Raw genomic sequence first — 12,640 nt, 5'->3', positions numbered from 1 at the left:
GAAATGTCGTCCTCACCTGTTTTGTTTTTATCAAAGCAAAGCTTGTGCCGTTCCTGTTTTTGCCGGCTAAGATAACAGCCATTGCCTTGTGCTGGCGATGATGGATAAATTGACCGGCTGGTAAACAATGCAAATTTGCGATGGCGTCAGCAAGGGACTTTTGTGACGAATCGCACTAATTTTGCCTAAACTGTACGCGTCGATTATTTTTTAATCATACTGTAGCGGCAATTGCATCGAAAAGAAACAGAGAGCAGAGAATGGCCATACCGCGCGCAGCGAAAACACAGAAGCGGACCCGCATTCAGGAGGAAAAGCAGGAAGCTATCCTCGAGGCAGCGCTCAGTGTCTTTTCCATCAACGGCTTTCGTGGTTCCACCATAGACCAGATTGCCGAGGCGGCCGGCATGTCCAAGCCGAATGTGCTTTATTATTTCCGCACCAAGGAGGCGATGCATCGCGCCCTCATCGAGCGGGTGCTGGATACATGGCTTGATCCGCTCAGGGCTTTTGATGCCGAGGGTAATCCTGAAAGCGAAATCCGCTCCTATATTCGCCGCAAGCTGGAAATGTCGCGGGATTTTCCGCGCGAAAGCCGGCTGTTCGCCAATGAAATCCTGCAGGGTGCGCCGCATATCGAAGATGAGCTGAAAGGGCCTCTCAAACAACTGGTGGATGAAAAGGCCGAGGTCATCCGTGCCTGGGTGAAGGCCGGGCGGATTGCCAAATGTGACCCCTACCACCTCATCTTTTCAATCTGGTCGACCACCCAGCATTATGCGGATTTTGATGTGCAGGTGCGGGCGGTGCTGGGTGACAGGCACGGCGGCGATGGCCGTTTTGAAGATGCGGCCCGGCATCTGGAGCAGCTTTTCATCGGTGGATTGCGGCTAAACGGCTAAGCGGGATGGGTTCTCGCGAATATGTGATCGATGTTTTGTGTCAAAACATGAGGAAAATGATCACCTTTATACTTTACTCCAAAACTCATCTTTATTATGGTGCCGCTATCCCGAATGTCCGGGGCATGAAAAATCAACCGGCAGGTGAGGGAATGGCACGCAAGGAAAAGAAGAAGGCCGAACGCGGCGGCAAGCAGGGCAAAGGCGCGCCTCAAAACGAAAAGGACGTGGCCGAACAGCAGCTTTCCGGACCGAAGAGCTTTCTTTATGTCGGCGGCCGTGACTGTCAGGTTGCCCATCTTCGCCAGATCGCCAGCAATTTCGGCGCCGAACTGATCCATCACGATGGCGGACTGCGTGAAGCGGTGTCGCGCATCGATACCGTTCTTCCTTCCGTCGACTGCGTTTTCTGCCCGATCGACTGTATCAGCCACGATGCGTGTCTGCGGGTGAAGTCGGGTTGCAAGAAATTCGGCAAGACGTTCATTCCGCTGCGCAATGGCAGCAAATCCAGTCTGGAGCGGGCGCTGCAGACCATGAATGAACGGACCTCCAGCGATGAGCGACGAGCGCAATAATTTCCATGATGATGAGCCCGCGGCAGCAGAAGCCTGCCGCGTGGAACTGCACAAGATGGCCGAACAGGGCGCCGATCCGGCCCTGACGGACATGTATGAAATCGTCGGCGAACGGGAGCGGCGCAACCGCGCGGCGGCCGCCGACAGCAATGTGGTGACCTTTCCCCATCTTCGCACCCGCCAACCCGGCGAAACGCCTTCCTTCGCCCTCGGCGAAGCGGCTGAAGGCGGTCGCAACATCCTGTCGTTTCGCTGGAGGCGTCGTTAAGGCCGATCAGCCTTTCGGCTTCATAAATGCCCCGGCGCAGAGCACGAGCCATCCGGCGATCATGCCAAGGCCACCCGTGGGTGCGGCGAAGGGAAACAGGCTGTGGCCGGAAAAATGCCTGACGACGAGATCACCGACAAAGATCGCGGTGCCCAACCCCAGGATCAGGCCGGCCGGAATGGCGGTCCTGATACGGTCCGCACCGATATGGAGCGCCACCAGCACCGGGGAATGTGCCAGCGCCATGGCCGAGGCATTGCCCAGCATATAGGTCTCGCCCGTATGCGTGGCGGCGGCGGCAAGCATGACGCCGGCGGCACCCAGAAGGCCGCCGAGCAAAAGAATGAAGGCGCGCAATCTGTCGTGGGTCATGGGTTTTCCGCTTCCTGATTCTGCATATGAAAAGCCAGCCGCTCCACCGGCGCCCAGATGATCTCGCGCAGCTTGGGGTTCTCGATGGTCTCGTCCATGGCGCGGCGGAAGCAGAGCAGCCATTCATCGCGCTCGGCAGGGCCGATGGGCGCGACGAAATGGCGGCGGCGCAACATCGGATGGCCGTGTTTCTCGACATAGACGGGCGGTCCGCCAAGATATCCCGTCAGATAATCGTAAAACTTCGCCTCACTGCCGGAAAGATCGGCAGGGTGGATCGCACGGCAATGCGCCGCCTCCGGCAGGGTGTCCATCAATTCATAAAAGCGCCGGGTCAGGGCCTTGACGGTCGCATCGCCGCCGATCGCTTCATAAAGGGTAGTGGTCTCGCCGCTCATCATCCGCCTCGTCTGGCCCTGCGGTCCTTATCGCTTTCTCAAGCGGGAAGAGCAACAAGGAAAGGTGGGATGCGACATTTGCGACATTGTGCTGATCGACCCCTCAGTTTTCGGGCCCGACGTATCGTTGAATAGCCTGAACGGCGATTTTGAGTGGCGCGATATGTTCTGTCACCACGGCCCAAACCACATCGTCCGCGATCTTGTGGTATTCATGGCGAAGAATATTGCCGATCCCGCGAATCTGTTTCCATGGGATGTCCGGCGCGAGGTCCAGCAATTCCTCCGGTATGTGCCGTGATGCCTCGGAAACGATCTCCAAGGCGCGCTGTACAGCAAGCTTGAGGAGCCAATTTTGCTGAAAATCAGCAAGTGACAGGCCTGCAGTGTGGGTCTCAATGCCGTTTATGGCCTCCAGAATTTCAGAGAGAACTGGTCCGACCCTGCGTCTGATCATCAAAATATCCGTACTGCGGATCGCTCGATGTCATTCCGGAGCAGCGGGTGGAGGCTGTTGCGTGTCGTCACGTCCACTTCCACCGCCAGTTCTTCTTCCAGAAACTGCTTGATACCGACGAGATCGAGCAATGAGAAACGGCGGCTTGGATCATAATCGATGAAGATGTCCAGATCGCTTGAACCAAGGGCTTCATCGCGGGCCGTCGATCCAAAAATATAGAGCGACGTTGCGCCCATGCTTTTCACCGCATGGGCGTGCCGTTTGAGTTTTTTGATCGCGTCCGTTCTCTTCATGCGTTCAGCTTATATCATCCCGCATGCGTCATCCACTCATCCAAAATTGCGGATGAGATCGAGCCCCTTGTTCAGAAGTGTTTCGGCTTCGCCCTGATTGGCGGCTTCGACGTAGCAGCGCATTTCGGGCGCGTTGCCGGAAGGGCGGAAGTGGATGGTGCTGCCGTCGGTGAGCGCCACGCGCAGGCCGTCGATGTCGCTGAGCGTCTTCACCTTGCCGACCGGGGCGAGGAAAGCCTCGAGATTGTCGCGCGAAGCGCGCAGATGCGTCATCAGGGCGGCGCTTTTTTCCTGCGCGAAATTCTCCAGACGGTCGGCGGCGGCGACCGGCAGATTGTAGGCGGCGGCGATCTCCGACAGCGGTTTTTTCTGCTCGGCCGACAGAAGCAGCACGGCGAGAACCGGCAGGAAGCTGTCACGCGTCGGCAGCGGCGAGACTGCCCTGCCGTTGAGGGTGAAGGCAGAAGCCGTGAGCAGGCCGCCATTGGCCTCAAAGCCCATGACGCCGTTTCTGCCGGCGGCAAGCGCCTCTGCCATGCCGGCGATGACGAAAGGTGAGCCGACCTTTGTGCGAACGACCTCGAAGGAACCGCTCGCTTCAATGCCGGAATTGGAGGTGACGGGGGTGACGACCACACCGGCATCGAGGAAACTGGCGGTGATGAGCCCGATCAGGTCGCCGCGCAGCGGCACGCCGTTTTCATCGGCAAGCAGCGGGCGATCGCCGTCACCGTCGGCAGAAACGATGGCATCGAGACCATGTTCCGGCGCCCACTTCTTGAGAAGCGTAAGTGTTTCCGGCGAGACCGCCTCGGTATCAACAGGAATGAAGCTCTCCGAGCGGCCGAGCGCCACGGCGTCGGCGCCATAATGGGCGAGAACGTCGACGAAGAGATCGCGCGCCACGGTGCTGTGCTGGTAAACGCCGATCTTGAGACCCGACAACGCCTTTTCCGGCAGCAGCGCGATGTTGCGTTCGTAAAACAGTTCGGCTGCGATTGCGGAATGGTCTTCCGCCGTCGCGGCCTCGTCGCTCACACCTTCGGCTTCGACTTCGGCTGCAAGGGTGGCGATTGCCGTTTCATCCTGCTTGTCGATTTCGCCATCCGGGCGATAGAATTTGATGCCGTTGCGGTCGGCCGGAATATGCGAACCGGTGATCATCAACGCGCCCGCCTTCAGCGACAGGCCGTAAAGCGCCAGCGCGGGTGTCGGCACGGTGCCGCAATCGAGCGGTGTGAGACCGGCCTTTTTCAGCGCGCCGATGCAGGTTGCCGAAACATCGGGGCTCGAATCCCGGAAGTCGCGGGCTACGAGAATGGGATCGCCCGCCTTTGCCTGGCCCGATGTGAGAAGGTGCCTTGCAAATGCCGTGGCATAGACGGCCGAGGCTTTTCCTTTCAGATCGACAGAGAGGCCGCGAAGGCCGCTCGTTCCAAATTTCAGGCTCATGCCAAACTCCGTTTCGATAAAATCTTTGAGGTTCAAATGGATAATATAAAAATATAACGGCTGAAAGAACCGTATTGATCCATTCACGTCAATCATCTCTTTCATGGCGGCCCCGAATGGGCGATGATTGCGGGGATGAAGCGGGTAACCTAAAATTCACCCGTCATATTTAAACTTGTCCGTCTATAGCGGCTGTGGCGACGATGGAAACCATCTGTTGCCGGCCTTTTTGTGGTTCATTCGAGTTGGATTGGCTGATGTACAGGCTTCAAAAGGCGGGACATAAGCAGGCACGTCCGCTTGATGAAAAATCGGCGCCCGTCGCCAGGCCCCACGGTTCCCTGCTGGACGATCTGGTGGATGAGGACGAGGTTTTCGAACGCACGGTGCTGAAAGAGCATCTGGAGCCGAAACCGGTCGTCGCCGCCGAGCCGCCCCCGGCTGAAAAGCCCGTAAAACCATCCTCGCCGACCGGTAGTCTGGCGGCCGCGCTGCCGGGCCTGAAATATATCGACAGGATCGGTGTGGACGATATCCTCATCTGGCTGCGTAACGGCATTGTCTGGATCGTGCTGGCGATCATTCTCTGCGTCGGCGCCGCACTGACCTATGCTTCCATGACGCCGCCGCGTTACACCGCCTATACGGATATTGTCGTTAATCCCTCCAATCTCAACGTCGTCAATGACGGCGTGTTTTCGCCGAGCCAGCAGCGCGACACCCAGATACTCGAAGTGGAAAGCAAGCTGCGCACCATCACCTCGCGCAACGTGCTGGCGCGGGTGGTGGATGAGCTGAAGCTCGATCAGGATGCCGAATTCATCAATCCGCCGCCGCTTGCCCGGCTGAAGGCGATGTTTTCGTCGAAGCCGGAAGATGGCGACAACCGGGTCGGGGCGCTCCGTTCCCTCGGCGACCGGGTGGCGGCGGAACGCGATCCGCGCTCCTTCGTGGTGACGCTTTCGGTCTGGACCAACGACGCGGAAAAATCCGTGACGGTTTCCAAGGCCATCGTCAAAGCCTTTGAAAGCGAGCTGTTCCAGACGACCTCCGACAGCAGCCAGCGTGTTGTCGACGATCTCAAGAAACGGCTCGAGGAGATGCGCGAAAACGTGACGGCTGCCGAAAAGCGGGTGGCGGATTTCCGTCGTGAGAACGGATTGCAGGAAAACAACGGCCAGCTGGTCAGCAATCTCGCCTCCGGCGAACTGAATGCGCAGGTTCTGGCGGCACAGCAGCGCGTCATTCAGGAAGAATCACGCCTGAAGCAGATGGAAGCCGCGATTGCCCAGAACCGCACGCAGAGCGATGCCATCTTCGACAGCCAGACGATGAACACCATCCGCGCGCAATATAGCACCCTGCAGCAGCAGATCGGTGCGATGACGCTGACCTATGGCGCGCGGCATCCGCGCCTGGCAACCGCGGGGGCGGAGCGCGCCATGCTGGAACGCGGCATGGCGGATGAAGCGCGGCGCATCCTGCAGGCGGCCAAGACAAATGTCGCCGAGGCCCGCTCCTCGCTCGATGCCCTCAGATTGAAGGCGGTGGCGGAACGGGCCAACGTCTTCACCGATAACGAGGCGCAGGTGCGGCTCAGGGATCTGGAGCGCGACGCCAATTCGGCCGCCGCGATCTACGAGACCTATCTTACCCGCTCGCGCCAGCTTGCCGAACAGCAGTCGATCGATTCCACCAATGTGCGGGTGATTTCGCAGCCCGTCGCGCCGAATTCCAGAAGCTGGCCGCCGGGCAAGCTGACCTTCCTGATTGCCGGTGGCGCAGGCGGTCTGTTCCTCGGTCTCGGCATTGCCGGGGCGCTCGGGCTCTGGGGTTATCTGCGCCGCAATGACCACGATGAAAGTGCTGCGCGTTACGCCTGATGGGGCTGACCCGTTGCGCTTATTCTTCCGACGTCAGACCGTCATAAACTTCGAGCAGGGCAGCGGCGATGGCAGCACCCAGCGCATTGCCCGCATCGCGAATGCCGGCCTCGTCGCCGTCGCGGACGGAAATGGCGAGATCGGACGCTTCGTTGGCGACGATTTCCTTTGCCCGTTCTATTGCCCAGAGGCCGAAATCGCCGCGGTTGTCGATCGAGATGGTTTCCATGGCCTTGACCTTTTCTGTGGTGTGGGTTCGCCGTTCCTTAACCCATTGGCCGGCAAACCGGAATAGGTGGAAAGAGCGGTCTCAACCTGCGGGCGTGTAAATTGTCGGCTTCAAGCGAAGGGTTTATAAAAATATTAATGATAGTTCTTCGTAGTGTTTGAAGCCTTATACTCTAAGCATATGTGTGACTATAACAATGAAACGACGCCTATCTTGGACACCGGACAGATTATGACAGGGAGCGAAATGCCGGATGCGAAAGGGCCGAACAAGATCTGGCCCGTCATTCCGCTTGCGGCTTTACCCATCACTGACGCGACGATTGAAGAAACGGCGGAGGATTTCATCCTGCGGGCGGGGCGTGTGCGCGATACCGGCGCAAGGCCATTCTATTCGACCTCGGCGAACGGTCAGGTCATTGCGCTTTGCCATCACGACAGGGAATTTGACGCCATGCTACGGCAGGCGGACCAGATTCATGCCGACGGCATGTCACTGGTAATCTTTTCCCGCAAGTTCTGTCCGAATGCACTGCGCGAACGCGTTGCGACGACGGATCTCGTTCATGCGGTTGCCCGCCGGGCCGAAGAGACGGGTGCGCGGTTTTATTTCCTCGGTGGCTCCGAAGAGGTCAATCGCGCCGCAGTCGAGGAAATGCAGAGGCTTTATCCGCGTCTGGTTTTTTCCGGGCGGCGCAACGGTTATTTCAGCCGGGACGAAGAAGAGGCGATCCTTGCCGATGTCGTGGCATCGCAGACCGATATTCTCTGGGTCGGCTTCGGTATTCCGCTGGAGCAACGCTTCGTCTCGCGCAATCTGGACAGGCTTTCCGGCGTTGCCGTGGTCAAGACCTGCGGTGGCCTGTTCGATTTTCTCGCCGGCAAGAACAGCCGCGCGCCGCAATGGATGCAGGATATGGGGCTGGAATGGCTCTACAGGGCGATGCTTGAGCCGAGACGCCTTGGCAAACGTTACCTGCTGACCAATCCGATCGCTATATATTCGCTTCTGAAGCACAGCTACCGGGCTTCGGAACGCTGACGAAGCGGAGAGGAAACGGCGGGTTTGCCCTTCTCCGTTTTGCCATCCGTACCTTTGATTGCGCAGCGGATTTTTTTGAAAGCCGCGCGCGCCAGTCTATATGAGATCACCCTAACGTATTGAAACGATGCGCCTTGCCGCTGAAATTCGTTGCAACTGCGCGCAACGGCGCTACACTGGGAAAATATTATAAATTTATTCGAATCAGAGATATTTGAGGGCAGCAATGGTCATTACGTCCATTTCTCTTTTTGTTTATGGGATTGGCACTGTTACCTCTCTCGCCATGACCTACATTGAAGGCGCTCGCCGCGACAGGGATTGGGATTTTTACCGGGTGACCGGTATCGTGCTTTGTTTCTTGTGGCCGGTTCTCGTTCCGCTTCTCATTCTTGCCGCCGTCTTTTCTTCCCTCGGTTTCCAGAAACGCATGAATGCGCTTTCGCTGGGCAGGGAAAAAACGCTGGGCTGATACGGGCACCCGTAATGAGGAATATCAGGCCTTTTTCACCGGCGCCTTATAGGGCGTGAGCGTGATCCCCAGGCTCGCCATCACGCGGCCGAGGGACATCAGCGGCGGATGGGTGGCGGGCAGCAGCGCCCCGGTTTTCAGGAAAGCGGCAACAGCGCGGATAAGCGACAGCCCAAGGCTGGCGATGTTCTTGGCGGCAAGCAGCAGTCCGCCCTTGAGGCCGGGTCGGCGAGCGCGGTCGATGCTGTAATTGATGATGCCGGTTCTGAGCGAGCGCTCCATGATCCAGCGCGGCGCCATGCGGTTTTCCGGCACATATTCGATGATGAGCGCCTGAGCGCTCCAGGCGAATTTGAAACCGGCCTTGCGGCAGCGGGTGAAGAAATCCATATCGCCGCCGCCGAGGAAATTGAACCGCACGTCGAATTCCGGTTTCGGCAGGCTTTCGAAAACTTTCCGCGAAATCAGACAATTGCCCGATCCGTGGATCTGTTCGACGGGACCGGTTGGCGCTTCGATGGAGCCGAACAGCGGATGTGACAGCACTGCCTTCGGCGCGGGTGCGTCGAATTCGCGGTTGACCGGTCCGCCGACGATATCGGCGCCGAAGGACTTGGCCGCCGACACCATTTCGGCGAGCCAGACGGGGGAGGCGGCCTCGTCATCATCGATCATCAGGAACCATTGAGCGGACGGATAGCTCTGCCGGGCGGTGCGGAAGGCGGTATTGATGGCGTAACAATTGCCCTGTGTCGGCTCCACCAGCGTCTGGCCGGCCATGCCGCTTTCGCCAAAAAACGCACGCGCGACGGCAAGGCCCTGCTGGCCTGCGCCGTCATTGTCGACCACGACGATGGCGAAGGGAAAATCGACCTTCTGGGCCGCCAGCGATAAAAGCGTCTTTCGCAGGCCTTCGGGCCGGCGGAAACTGGGAATGCACACCACCGCTTCCGGCATGATCTCGGGCATGGAAACTCCTAAATACCGGCAAGCGCTGCGGCGGAAAAAACGACGGCCCTGAGGCTTTGGCGGGGGCGATGAATGAGCGTATCGGCAAGTGCCTTAAAGGCCTCGCGGTAACGGCGGGCGCGGAAAGCCTGCGCCACGGTATAGGCATTCATGTGGTTTTCGGATTTGTGGCGGAGCCGCCGCAGTTCCTGCGGGGAAATGGCGGCGACGATGGCGGGGTCGGAAAACACCGCCTCGATGGCCGGCTCGCAGTCTCGGAAGGTCAAAAGCCGGTTCATCATCACGCTCGTCCGGTGCACCCGGTAATCGAGAACGTGGCAGCCGGGCAGATAGACAAAGCGGCCGGCGGCGGCGAGCCTGCACCAGCCATACCAGTCTTCCGCATAGCGCAATGTCTCGTCGAAACCGCCGAAATCCTGAAAGATGCGGGTCCTGACCAGCATGATGCCGCCATTGACGATGAAGTTTCCGCCCAACAGAGGCTGGAGGATGAAACCGTCAGGCTTTTCACGGCGGCGAATGAGATTGCGCCGGCCGATCTTGTCGCCATTTTCGTCGATGCGCTCATAATCGCCATAGACGGCAACGACGTCAGGGCCGGAGATGCCGGCGCAAAGAGCGGCGATGGCACCCGGCTTCAGCCGGTCGTCCGCATCGAGAAACATCGTCCATTCGCCGCGTGCCTGCGACAGGCCGAAATTGCGCACGGCGGAAACGCCCTGCCGGCCCTGCGGCCGGGCGAGCAATTTGACCCGTGGATCGGAGAAACCTTCCACCTTCTGCGCGGTGGTATCGGTGGAGCCGTCATCAACCACCAGCACCTCGCGGATGGTCTCGCCCTGAAGCAGGACGCTTTCGATCGCTTCCACGATGTAACGCTCGCCGTTGCGAACGGGAATGACAATCGAAACGGAAACCAAGGTTTTCAACTCCATAAGGGTGGGCCAAGAATTCGCACAGCGAAGTTACTACCGGATTAAGCGGACCTCGCCAATTATGACGTGGTATAGCGTCGGTTAACCTTGCAAATCTTTAATATCCTTTTGGCATGATCGAGATGTTATGTTTTGAGAATTAGAGCGTGGTTGCGTCCTTTCGGACGTTGATGCGCGAGGGTTGCGGAGGCGGGTGAATGCGGATCGGGCGGCGGAATTTTCTGGGCGGTGCGGCGAGTGCCGGCCTGTTGCATGCCATGGCCGGCCCGACCCTTGCCGCGCAGAAGAAAGCGCCGGTCAAAACCGCCCCTTATGGTGCGGCGGTTTATCTGCCGGATCTCAATGCCGATAGCCGCATCGGCGAGGCTGTTGTCAAATATTGCTCGCGCATCACCCCGGTTACCGAAATGAAATGGGAGGTCATGCGGCCTTCCGCTGACGTGTTCGATTTCGCCGCCGCGGATGCAATCGCCAACTTTGCGCGCCAGCACAAGCTTTCCATGCACGGCCATCCGCTGATCTGGTACGCCTCCAACGCGCCCTGGCTTGCGAGTGTCGGCGGCGGCAAGGTCGAGAAGCTGATGGAGACCCATATCGTCAAGGTGATGGAGCGTTACAAGGACGTGATCCACAGCTGGGACGTGGTCAATGAGCCGATCCCCGATGTGCCGGGCAATGTGCGCGCGCGGCGGGATGCCTGGTATTACGGGGCGGGGTCGGACGCCATCAAGAAGGCCTTCGATATTGCGCACGCAGTCGATCCGAAGGCGCAGCTTGTTCTCAACGAATATGATGTGGAATTCGCGGTTGAAAAATCGCCGGCCAAACGCGCGGCCTTCCGCAACCTTATTCTCGAACTGCTTGAGAAGGGCGCACCGATCAACGCCATCGGCCTGCAGGGACATCTGCGCGGCGGCTGGCCGATCGCCAAGGACGAGCTCGCCGCGTTCGCCATGGAAATGCGCAGCTACGGTCTTGCCATTCTGGTGACCGAGCTGGATGTGATGGACCAGACGCTGCCCGGCCCGGAGGCCGAGCGCGATATGCTGATCAACGGCCAGGTCCGCGATTTTCTGGAAGCGGCCTCGGCGGGTGGCGGGCTCTCCTCTATCACGACCTGGGGTATTTCGGACCAATATAGCTGGATCCGCTGGGCCTATCCGCGCCGGGATGGCACGCCCAACCGGCCGCTGCCGCTGGACTGGAGCTTCAACGAAAAACCGATGATGGCCGTCATCAATGAATTCCGGAACCGTGGTGCATGAGCATGAGTGCTGAAACGTCGCTTCCTCCTGTACAGAAAGCGCTGCAGATCAATCTGCATCCCTTCGATGCTCCGCATGCGGCCCTTACCCTGCCGCATCAGCTGCGGGTCTGGGGCGGTCAGGTGGACCGCATTCTTCTGACTGTTGATACCGGGCAGGTCGGGGCGGGCCGTTACAAGGGCAACGGCTTTGATGCGGCCAGCAAACGCCTTTTCGACATGCTGGAGGAAATGCAGACTAATTATCCGCATCTGCATGTGGATGTGGTTGATTACAGCGATGCGGCGCGCAACGTGGTGGCAAAGACCTTCTTTTCGCGCTCGCCGATCCCCTATCCGGCCAAGGCCTTCGACGGGGGGCCGTTTCATGTGTATTTCTATGGGCTGAAACGCGCCAATGCCCGTTATGTGCTGCATATGGACAGCGACATGATGTTTGGCGGCGGCAGCCAGAGCTGGTTCGAAGAGGCCGTTGCCCTGCAGAAGGCCAACCCCGATGCCCTTTGCATCACGCCATTTTCCGGACCGCCGACGGTGCGCGGCGATCTTGATATCTCTCGCCATGTCGGCATGCCGGGGGTGAGGAACATCCCTGAGCCGCGCAAGCTGCCATCGCGCATCCCCACATGGCGTTTTGCCACTGTCTCCACGCGGCTTTTCATGATCGACATGGACCGTTTTGCCAAGCGGATCGGCTCTCTGGAACTGCTGCGGCCCGATGCCAAGCGGCGTATCCGCTCCTATGCCTATAACCAGCAGCCGGTGTCGATGCCCGCCGAAGAGGTGCTGAGCACCAACATGATGCGCGTGGGCGTGCACCGGCTGGATTTTCTCGGGACGGGGAAGGGCATGTATTCGCTACATCCGCCCTATCGCTCGCCGGAATTTTACGCGGCGCTGGGGTCCATCGTCGAGCGTATCGAAAAGGGTGACGTTCCCGAAGGGCAGCTGGGCGACTTCGATATCAACGGCTCGATGGTGGACTGGACCAGCGCGCTGGCAGCCAAGACGCGCTCCAAACGTTATGCGAAGGCGCTGCGCCACCTGATCTCGGCGAATGTCCAGCGTTTCACCAAGGCGTAAAAACGCTTGCAGCCTGCCTTCTGCGCCAAGGGCGTGGTGGG

Annotated in this window: 15 protein-coding genes and 1 pseudogene; 8 read left to right on the top strand and 8 right to left on the bottom strand. The window is 59.0% G+C overall.

Going from position 1 to position 12,640, the window contains the following annotated elements:
* The first annotated feature begins 260 nt into the window (after positions 1-260).
* The 3 genes and pseudogenes from rutR (at position 261) to PL640_RS13870 (ending at position 1,748) form a co-directional block, all read left to right on the top strand.
* Positions 261-902: an HTH-type transcriptional regulator RutR gene (rutR, locus tag PL640_RS13880; RefSeq protein ID WP_142840491.1), complete on the top strand. Its 642-nt coding sequence runs from the start codon at positions 261-263 to the stop codon at positions 900-902.
* Positions 903-1,156: 254 nt separating this feature from the next.
* Positions 1,157-1,480: pseudogene (locus PL640_RS13875) on the top strand (DUF2325 domain-containing protein); the annotation flags it as partial.
* On the top strand, positions 1,461-1,748 hold the full coding sequence (locus PL640_RS13870) for a hypothetical protein (protein WP_269701886.1): 288 nt from the start codon (positions 1,461-1,463) through the stop codon (positions 1,746-1,748). The pseudogene PL640_RS13875 and the gene PL640_RS13870, both read left to right, overlap by 20 nt.
* 6 nt (positions 1,749-1,754) lie before the next feature.
* Here the strand turns inward: PL640_RS13870 and PL640_RS13865 are convergent, their stop codons facing one another.
* The 5 genes from PL640_RS13865 to uppO all read right to left on the bottom strand — a co-directional run bounded on the left by PL640_RS13865 (position 1,755) and on the right by uppO (position 4,723).
* A complete protein-coding gene (locus tag PL640_RS13865) occupies positions 1,755-2,120 on the bottom strand; it encodes a DUF423 domain-containing protein (RefSeq protein WP_271362308.1) in 366 nt (121 codons plus the stop codon).
* Positions 2,117-2,518, bottom strand: coding sequence for a group II truncated hemoglobin (locus PL640_RS13860; protein ID WP_142840488.1), 402 nt, complete (start codon positions 2,516-2,518; stop codon positions 2,117-2,119). The genes PL640_RS13865 and PL640_RS13860 overlap by 4 nt, the downstream gene beginning before the upstream one ends.
* A gap of 103 nt (positions 2,519-2,621) precedes the next feature.
* Positions 2,622-2,975 carry a HepT-like ribonuclease domain-containing protein gene (locus PL640_RS13855; RefSeq protein ID WP_271362307.1) on the bottom strand — a complete coding sequence of 118 codons (354 nt, stop codon included), beginning with the start codon at positions 2,973-2,975 and terminating at the stop codon, positions 2,622-2,624.
* A complete protein-coding gene (locus PL640_RS13850) occupies positions 2,975-3,271 on the bottom strand; it encodes a nucleotidyltransferase family protein (protein WP_271362306.1) in 297 nt (98 codons plus the stop codon). The genes PL640_RS13855 and PL640_RS13850 overlap by 1 nt, the downstream gene beginning before the upstream one ends.
* 36 nt (positions 3,272-3,307) lie before the next feature.
* Positions 3,308-4,723 (bottom strand): polysaccharide biosynthesis phosphomannomutase UppO, encoded by a 1,416-nt coding sequence (uppO, locus tag PL640_RS13845; RefSeq protein ID WP_271362305.1) that lies wholly within the window; start codon positions 4,721-4,723, stop codon positions 3,308-3,310.
* A 257-nt stretch (positions 4,724-4,980) separates the two neighbouring features.
* Between uppO and uppM the strand changes: the two genes are divergently transcribed.
* Positions 4,981-6,606 (top strand): polysaccharide biosynthesis protein UppM, encoded by a 1,626-nt coding sequence (gene uppM, locus PL640_RS13840; protein WP_271362304.1) that lies wholly within the window; start codon positions 4,981-4,983, stop codon positions 6,604-6,606.
* 19 nt (positions 6,607-6,625) lie between these two features.
* Here uppM and PL640_RS13835 read toward each other — a convergent pair whose 3' ends face one another.
* Positions 6,626-6,835, bottom strand: a complete 210-nt coding sequence (locus PL640_RS13835) for a hypothetical protein (RefSeq protein ID WP_161991256.1) — start codon at positions 6,833-6,835, stop codon at positions 6,626-6,628.
* A gap of 246 nt (positions 6,836-7,081) precedes the next feature.
* Here PL640_RS13835 and uppL point away from each other — a divergent pair, with 246 nt between their 5' ends.
* Together uppL and PL640_RS13825 are read left to right on the top strand one after the other, a co-directional pair.
* Positions 7,082-7,876 (top strand): polysaccharide biosynthesis UDP-hexose transferase UppL, encoded by a 795-nt coding sequence (gene uppL, locus PL640_RS13830; RefSeq protein WP_271362431.1) that lies wholly within the window; start codon positions 7,082-7,084, stop codon positions 7,874-7,876.
* Between the two features lie 226 nt (positions 7,877-8,102).
* A complete protein-coding gene (locus PL640_RS13825; RefSeq protein WP_142840485.1) occupies positions 8,103-8,348 on the top strand; it encodes a hypothetical protein in 246 nt (81 codons plus the stop codon).
* A 24-nt stretch (positions 8,349-8,372) separates the two neighbouring features.
* Here PL640_RS13825 and uppJ read toward each other — a convergent pair whose 3' ends face one another.
* Positions 8,373-9,317: a polysaccharide biosynthesis UDP-hexose transferase UppJ gene (gene uppJ, locus PL640_RS13820; RefSeq protein WP_271362303.1), complete on the bottom strand. Its 945-nt coding sequence runs from the start codon at positions 9,315-9,317 to the stop codon at positions 8,373-8,375.
* Positions 9,318-9,325: 8 nt separating this feature from the next.
* Positions 9,326-10,237, bottom strand: coding sequence for a polysaccharide biosynthesis endo-1,4-beta-xylanase UppH (gene uppH / locus PL640_RS13815; protein WP_271362302.1), 912 nt, complete (start codon positions 10,235-10,237; stop codon positions 9,326-9,328).
* Between the two features lie 212 nt (positions 10,238-10,449).
* Here uppH and uppI point away from each other — a divergent pair, with 212 nt between their 5' ends.
* Both uppI and uppG read left to right on the top strand, forming a co-directional pair.
* Positions 10,450-11,517, top strand: a complete 1,068-nt coding sequence (gene uppI, locus PL640_RS13810; protein WP_271362301.1) for a polysaccharide biosynthesis UDP-hexose transferase UppI — start codon at positions 10,450-10,452, stop codon at positions 11,515-11,517.
* A 2-nt stretch (positions 11,518-11,519) separates the two neighbouring features.
* Complete coding sequence (gene uppG, locus PL640_RS13805; protein ID WP_271362300.1) at positions 11,520-12,599, top strand: polysaccharide biosynthesis glycosyltransferase UppG; 1,080 nt, start codon at positions 11,520-11,522, stop codon at positions 12,597-12,599.
* The last annotated feature ends 41 nt before the right edge of the window (positions 12,600-12,640 follow it).

The organism is Agrobacterium sp. ST15.16.024 (assembly GCF_027956545.1).
GTDB classification, from domain to species: domain Bacteria; phylum Pseudomonadota; class Alphaproteobacteria; order Rhizobiales; family Rhizobiaceae; genus Agrobacterium; species Agrobacterium cucumeris.
This window is presented reverse-complemented; position numbering and strand designations above follow the sequence as displayed.

Bases quoted from the DNA above. Each gene is read 5' to 3' on its own strand.
- rutR (WP_142840491.1), top strand. From the start codon at position 261: ATGGCCATACCGCGCGCAGCGAAAACACAGAAGCGGACCCGCATTCAG.
- PL640_RS13870 (WP_269701886.1), top strand. From the start codon at position 1,461: ATGAGCGACGAGCGCAATAATTTCCATGATGATGAGCCCGCGGCAGCA.
- PL640_RS13865 (WP_271362308.1), bottom strand. From the start codon at position 2,120: ATGACCCACGACAGATTGCGCGCCTTCATTCTTTTGCTCGGCGGCCTT.
- PL640_RS13860 (WP_142840488.1), bottom strand. From the start codon at position 2,518: ATGAGCGGCGAGACCACTACCCTTTATGAAGCGATCGGCGGCGATGCG.
- PL640_RS13855 (WP_271362307.1), bottom strand. From the start codon at position 2,975: ATGATCAGACGCAGGGTCGGACCAGTTCTCTCTGAAATTCTGGAGGCC.
- PL640_RS13850 (WP_271362306.1), bottom strand. From the start codon at position 3,271: ATGAAGAGAACGGACGCGATCAAAAAACTCAAACGGCACGCCCATGCG.
- uppO (WP_271362305.1), bottom strand. From the start codon at position 4,723: ATGAGCCTGAAATTTGGAACGAGCGGCCTTCGCGGCCTCTCTGTCGAT.
- uppM (WP_271362304.1), top strand. From the start codon at position 4,981: ATGTACAGGCTTCAAAAGGCGGGACATAAGCAGGCACGTCCGCTTGAT.
- PL640_RS13835 (WP_161991256.1), bottom strand. From the start codon at position 6,835: ATGGAAACCATCTCGATCGACAACCGCGGCGATTTCGGCCTCTGGGCA.
- uppL (WP_271362431.1), top strand. From the start codon at position 7,082: ATGCCGGATGCGAAAGGGCCGAACAAGATCTGGCCCGTCATTCCGCTT.
- PL640_RS13825 (WP_142840485.1), top strand. From the start codon at position 8,103: ATGGTCATTACGTCCATTTCTCTTTTTGTTTATGGGATTGGCACTGTT.
- uppJ (WP_271362303.1), bottom strand. From the start codon at position 9,317: ATGCCCGAGATCATGCCGGAAGCGGTGGTGTGCATTCCCAGTTTCCGC.
- uppI (WP_271362301.1), top strand. From the start codon at position 10,450: ATGCGGATCGGGCGGCGGAATTTTCTGGGCGGTGCGGCGAGTGCCGGC.
- uppG (WP_271362300.1), top strand. From the start codon at position 11,520: ATGAGTGCTGAAACGTCGCTTCCTCCTGTACAGAAAGCGCTGCAGATC.